This window comes from Schaalia sp. Marseille-Q2122, from assembly GCF_903645355.1.
GTDB lineage: Bacteria > Actinomycetota > Actinomycetes > Actinomycetales > Actinomycetaceae > Pauljensenia.
In genome coordinates this window covers 423460-429969 of sequence record NZ_CAHJXR010000004.1, presented here as the reverse complement: position 1 = coordinate 429969, position 6510 = coordinate 423460, and the positions used below count along the sequence as shown (strand labels likewise).

At 56.7% G+C, this 6510-nt stretch carries 4 protein-coding genes and 1 pseudogene; 4 read left to right on the top strand and 1 reads right to left on the bottom strand.

Going from position 1 to position 6510, the window contains the following annotated elements:
• The coding region (locus tag HWX48_RS06200; RefSeq protein ID WP_175955636.1) for a tetratricopeptide repeat protein at positions 1 to 2440 on the bottom strand (2440 nt) is incomplete at its 3' end.
• A 256-nt stretch (positions 2441 to 2696) separates the two neighbouring features.
• Between HWX48_RS06200 and HWX48_RS06195 the strand changes: the two genes are divergently transcribed.
• The 4 genes and pseudogenes from HWX48_RS06195 to HWX48_RS06180 all read left to right on the top strand — a co-directional run bounded on the left by HWX48_RS06195 (position 2697) and on the right by HWX48_RS06180 (position 6460).
• On the top strand, positions 2697 to 3653 hold the full coding sequence (locus HWX48_RS06195) for a hypothetical protein (RefSeq protein WP_175955634.1): 957 nt from the start codon (positions 2697 to 2699) through the stop codon (positions 3651 to 3653).
• Between the two features lie 224 nt (positions 3654 to 3877).
• Positions 3878 to 4495 (top strand): L-threonylcarbamoyladenylate synthase, encoded by a 618-nt coding sequence (locus HWX48_RS06190; RefSeq protein ID WP_175955633.1) that lies wholly within the window; start codon positions 3878 to 3880, stop codon positions 4493 to 4495.
• 143 nt (positions 4496 to 4638) lie between these two features.
• Positions 4639 to 5544, top strand: a complete 906-nt coding sequence (locus HWX48_RS06185; protein WP_175955631.1) for a rhodanese-related sulfurtransferase — start codon at positions 4639 to 4641, stop codon at positions 5542 to 5544.
• Positions 5545 to 5723: 179 nt separating this feature from the next.
• A pseudogene (locus tag HWX48_RS06180) lies at positions 5724 to 6460 on the top strand (glycerophosphodiester phosphodiesterase family protein).
• The last annotated feature ends 50 nt before the right edge of the window (positions 6461 to 6510 follow it).

Genomic DNA, 6510 nt, shown 5'->3' with positions numbered 1-6510 from the left:
TCTCTTCATACAACGGGATCGCCTCATCAAAGCGCCCCACCGACACGTAGGCGTGGGCGAGGTTGTTACGACTAGCGAGCGTGTCAGGGTGTGTTGGGCCTAAAACCTCCTCGCATTGGGCAAGAGTGTCTTCGAGCAGAACGATCGCCTCATCAAAGCGCCCCACCGACACGTAGGCGTGGGCGAGGTTGTTACGACTCATGAGCGTGGTGGGGTGTGTTGGGCCTAAAACCTCCTCGCATTGGGCAAGAGTCTCTTCATACAACGGGATCGCCTCATCAAAGCGCCCCACCGACACGTAGGCGTGGGCGAGGTTGTTACGACTAGCGAGCGTGTCAGGGTGTGTTGGGCCTAAAACCTCCTCGCATTGGGCAAGAGTCTCTTCATACAACGGGATCGCCTCATCAAAGCGCCCAGCAGAACTATAAGCACCCGCAATAAAGTAATCCGCTTCGAGACGTTCGAGACTCCCCGGAGTCAACATTTCTGTCAAGGGAAATAAGATGCATGAATCGGCTGATAAATGAAGACGCGTCGAACTTCTCAGTATTGATGGAACTAGTGCAAGAATCCTTTGGTCGGAAACGAGATTATTCCCGTGGTCTTGAATGATGACATCTGAAAGTTGACGCAGGATCTCCTTTTGCTTCGCTCGATAGTTGGTGAATCGGTTCTTGTCATACATTGAACTGAGTTCAAGAACGCCATCCTCGATCTCAGATGCTATCGATCCAATGACATGGATCACCGATTCCTCCGGCTCTGCGTCCCTTGAAGGTGCCGTGAAATGGGGGTTCCTTCTTAGCACGGTGGCATACAAACGATGCAGGGAGACGTATTCTCGATTCTCTGTTTCAAGGACAAGTGAAGCTTTAATGAGCTGCCCTAGAGTCTTTCTGGCTTGAGGAATGCTTACGCCGCAAACGTCAAGAAACTCCCTTAGAACGCCAGATTCACTGAGGTAGCACAGGGCGCGGAGTTGGTGTGCCGCACAGAGTCGATCCGCTTCATCCATGTCTCTCAACAGCGCCACGGTAGAGAGTTCAAAGACTGTACATAGCGATTGCGGATATAGGGCGTCTTCGTCGGGATCAAGGGCTTTGCATGGGCCTTGGTTACGTAGAACTTCGATGAAATCAGTGATCTCGCGGTAGCCCAAAGAGGTGAATGCTGCCGCTGCATGTTCCATCGCGACAGGTAAATAGTCAACAGCCTCAGCAAGTTCAACAAGACTATCTTCGGACTGATCGGGGAGCTGGGCACGTAGAAATTGGATAGCCTCCGCTTGAGTGAATACGCCAATGCGGTGTTCGCGCGCTTGAGGCAGAAGAAAGCGCGTTGTTGTCACTACGACACATGCGCCATTCCCAACGGGAATCAAGTCTTGCACATCGCTCACCGTGCGGAGGTTATCCAAGACAAATAACTGGCGATGCCAACGCTTATCAGAGCTCAGTGCCCCCAACACCATACGCGCAAGAAGTTCGTCGTCCTGCTCTTGCACACCGGGTAGCACCTGCACTGCCAAGGCACGGTACATGCCCAACATCGTCTCACGCGATGAAGCCACCTGCCAGACCACAACCGGCCAGTCGGCGCGCTCAGCCCGATTGGCAAGGTAGGAAGCAATCTGCGTCTTTCCGCAGCCCCGCATCCCTTTGAGCGCCCACACTCCCGAAGCGCGATCAGCGAAGATCTCGCGTGCAAGATCCTGCACCACCGGACGCTCAACGAAGTTCTGCGTCAGAGCGACACGCGAGCCATAGCGAACACGTTTGGGGCGCTGCACGGTAGACGTTACGCGCTCAAGCTGCTCTTCGATATTGCCCAGCCGCTCGTTAGTCATTGCGTGATGCTCTGCAATAACTCCTAGCCCTGTCTCCAGCGTTCGGTGTGTGCTGTCAACCTTTTCTCCGATAACGGCGAGTTCGTTCACCACCGAGATCAGCGCGTTAACCTCGAATCCCTTAGTCTCTCGCGCTCGTTCACTGAGCTCAGCGGCAATCACGTCAAGCAGAGCGTCGAAGAGCGGCTCTGCATCCTCCGACACGTAGTTCTTTCGGTCCGTGCCTTGGCTGTGCAATTCGCGCTTAAAATCCTCAGGCTTAGCAGCGATATCAACCAGCATCTGACGATTGCAATCGAAAGCCTCGAGAACGGCCTCAACCTCGGTGATCACACCCGCAATCTCTGACTGATCGGATTTGAAAGCCTGCGAAAGCTCCGTCCGAGCCATCGCCCGATCTACGAGTTTCTTCGCAACCTTCTCTTCAAAGGCTTCCCGCCCTCGTCGAGAGCCGGAGAAAACTCGGCTGACAAAGGACGCCCCAGCATCCGTGAGATCGGCCAGCGTTTGTGCCTCAGGTTCATTCTGGAAAGCGACGAAACGAAGTAACAGCGATACGGCAGAGGTCCCAAGGGTAAGCCAAACAGGTTCCATGGTCAGATTCTATGACCCTTCACAAAGCTTTGTCGTCAATAAATCCCGTATCCATGAAGGGGGCACAGAATCGCAGCCACAAGCAGCATAGGTCTTTGCACGGTCCCGGCCAACAGGGGGTTGCGTGCCGCTGTACGAACTCATTTCCGTATCAGCAATCGCCCACATGAAAAAGAAGATTCTTCTAATGTGTGTTCTAGCGTGCTGATGCGATGGAGTGCATCAGCCAGAAATCGACGACGATAGGGGAGAGGCCATGCCCTCAGAGAGCACACATGACATCCAACGTCCACCGGCGCAAGCCTCGCCAGCCGTGATGGCCCCGGCTCACACTCCCAGCGCAGGCGTTGGCGACGGCAGCCTCGTCGCACTGAACTGGAAAGCCTTCCTGTGGCCAGTCGCCATCTACCTAGGCGTTCATCTTGCAGAGTTCTACTTCGACTTTGCGCTCTCCGGCTCTTACGCGCTGCCCTACATCACCATCATCCACTCCTACGCCCTGATGCTCGCAGCCCCGGTGGCGGCCTTCCTCATTTCCCTGCGCATGTTTCCGATGGGCTACTCCTACCACCAAGTTGTGTCAGTCCTGCTCGCGGTACCGCTCGTCCTAGTGCTAGTCAGGACGGCGCGTTCACTCTACTGGCTCGCCTCCGAAGGAAGTTCTGCTTCTTCTTCCCTGGCCAAAGTCGCCACATGGAGCTTTTTGATGCCAGCGGCCTGCATCGCCCTCTCCGCGTTCCTTGGCGCAAAGCTGTGCCAGTATCTCACTAGCGTCGCCATGAGGCGCAGGGCGCCAGGCCTGGCAGACCCCCGCGTCCTCCTGCCGACGACGTCTGCCTCTGCTCGGACAACAGCCTTGCTACCTTCTCTGGGACTGTGGCTCCTGATTCCAATCGTCCTCAACGTCGAGGCGATCTTCCTCATCACCGGATCATTCTGGCCCTTCATTACCACTGTGGGCATCTTTGTCATCATCGCGGCAGTGATGACCGTGCTGGGCTACGGCTATGGACGCACCCTCCTGGCAGCCTTCCTGCCGGTGATCATCCCGCTCCTGGCTGGGGCCCTCTACATGTACCTCGGTTATATTCCGTCTGGATATGGGGCAGACATGACGCTGGCCTTTCTTGTCTTCGCAGTTACCCTCGGCGTGCCCCTACTGCTGGCATGGGCGGCGGCAGCAGTGTATTCGACTCGTGCCTTCTATCGTTGACCGATCAGGAACCGCCCTCGCGGGTACCGCCATCAGTGGATAGCGCGGGCTGAACGAATAGGGCCCAGATTGCCTCGTTTGACAGCGGTCCATGCCATGGAAAAGCGTGGCTGGAATAGCGCCCTGTGGCAGCGTTGCACCGCGCGTTGCTCGTGCCCGCACATGCGTGCGACAGAGGTGTTTCAGCTCTGGCACAATTCAGTGACCTGGGGCACAATAGAGCCATGTCGTACGTAGAGATGCACCCAGAAAACCCTCAGCCCCGCTTCATCACGCGAGCCGTCGACATCCTCAAGCAAGGTGGCACCATCGCCCTGCCCACGGATTCTGGCTATGCCATTGCTACCGCCCTCGGCAACAAGGACGGCATGGACGTCATCCGCTCTATCCGCAAGCTCGACGACAAACATAACTTCTCTCTGCTGTGCCACTCCTTCGCTCAGCTCGGCGAACTGGTGATCGTCGGCAATTCAGAGTTTCGCACCATTAAGGCACTGACCCCTGGTGCCTATACCTTCATCCTCAAGGGCACGAAGGAAGTGCCCCGCATGACCCTCAACAAGAAGAAGCACACGGTAGGCGTGCGCATCCCCGACCACGTCATCACCCAAAAGCTTGTCGAGGCAATGGGGGAGGCCATTCTCTGCTCCACCCTCATCATGCCCGGCGAGGACGAGCCCCTGACCGACGGCTTCGAGGTCGACGAACGTATCGGCAAGCAGGTCGACCTCGTCCTCGTTGGCCCCTGCGGGAAGGCCGAACCCACAACGGTGGTGGACTTCAGCGAAGGCAGCCCCGAGGTGGTCCGTAAGGGAGCGGGCGACACCGACCTCTTCGAATAAGAAAGGCTTCCCCCTCTAACTTGGCCCCGAATTCGAGGCCAATACCTCAGCTCGTGTACGCGGCGCAGTGGAGTTCCACTGCGCCGCGTGCGTTACCCTGGAAAAGCACATCGTCCCCACACTCGTTCAAGCGGAGGATCCCTGTGGCCGTTTCAAAGATTTTGCTCTACTACGCATTCGCCCCCATTCCTGACCCGGAAGCACTGCGCCTGTGGCAGCGCGATCTGTGCGAGGGTTTGGGCTTGCGCGGCCGCATCCTCATCTCGCCGCATGGTTTTAACGGCACTGTGGGTGGCGAGCTTGAAGCGATGAAGATCTACCGCCGCAAGACTCGCGAATATCCGGCCTTCCGCGATATCGACTTTAAATGGAGTGAGGGAACGGGCTTGGATGCTGATGGCATGAGCGCGGATTTCCCGCGCCTTTCCGTGAAAGTCCGTGACGAGGTCGTCTCCTTCGGCGCCCCTGACGATGTTGAGGTTGGTGTCAATGGCGTGATCGGTGGCGGCACACACCTTAAACCCCACGAGCTTCACGAGCTTGTCGACGAGCGTGGCGATGAGGTGGTCTTCTTTGACGGCCGTAACGCGTGGGAAGCGCGCATTGGCCGCTTCAAGGGAGCGATCATTCCTGATGTGCGCACTAGCCATGACTTCATTGCCGAAATCGAATCCGGCAAATACGACGACATTAAAGACAAGCCCGTCGTTACCTACTGCACAGGCGGCATCCGTTGCGAACTGCTCTCCGCCATGATGAAAAAGCGTGGCTTCACCGAGGTCTACCAGATGGATGGCGGGATCGTCCGTTACGGCGAGGCTTTCGGCAATGACGGCCTGTGGGAAGGCTCCCTAGCGGTCTTTGATGGCCGTGAGGTCATGGACTTTGCACCCGGCGCAGCAGTGCTTTCCACCTGCGACTCCTGCGGTCAGCCCACCAACCGCCTGGCCAATTGCACGGATCTGGCGTGCCGCAAGCGCCTGCTCTGCTGTGAGGCCTGCGGTACAGTAAGCTGCCCGGAACACGAGGACGCATCCCTGCGCTCGTAGTCCTGCTGCCAACTCAAAAGAAAGGGCCTCGATCTGGGAAAACTCTCTCATCCTCTCAGGTCAAGTGCAATTTCTCCCAATTCTGTCTCCGATTCCTTCAATCCGATGATGCCTGAGTTCTGACAAAGGTAAAGTTCAGGGCGTACAAACACAAGGATGTGTGCACTGAAAGGCACCCAATGTTGGATCAACGCATTGTTTTCGCTCATCGCGGTCTCAATACCATTGCACCCGAAAACACAATGTCAGCCTTCAAACTCGCAGTTGAACATGGTGTTCAATGGATCGAAACCGATGTCGATATCCTCGGTGACGGCACCGTAATTGTCTGCCACGACACCACCCTCGATCGGACCACCAACCTCACCGGCTCCTACTACGGGCTGACCGCTGCAGATCTCCCCAAATCGATGCAGGCAGTTGGTTTGGTAGTGAATACGCAGGAGAGCCACTGCCCACGCTGCGCCAGCTCATCGACTACATGAACGAAACCGGCCTCAACGCCAATATCGAAATCAAATCCAACGAGGCCGGCGCCGAAATGACCCTCCGGCTCATTGACAACGTCATCGCCGAACTCGACCGACTTAAACCCGAGTGCCAGGTCATCGTCTCCTGTTTTAACCATGTGCTCCTGTCGCACTTCAAACAACGCGCGCCGCATATTCCTGTCGCCTGCCTCTACGAGACCTGCGCCCTCTACGACGACTGGAAATCAGTGCTTGAGCTAGTCGGCGCTGACTACATCCACCCCGAAGACGCAGGATTAACGCGCGAGAAGGTACAGGCATTCCGCCAGGCTGGATATGGCGTGAATGTATGGACCGTGAATTCTGCCGCCCGAGCCAATGAGCTCTTCAACTGGGGCGTGACAGGAATCTTCACGGACGTCGCCCACCAGCTCCTGCGCCCTTGAACTCACCTCCTTCTCGACTTTTCTACCCACATTGTGCTCACACACTGGAA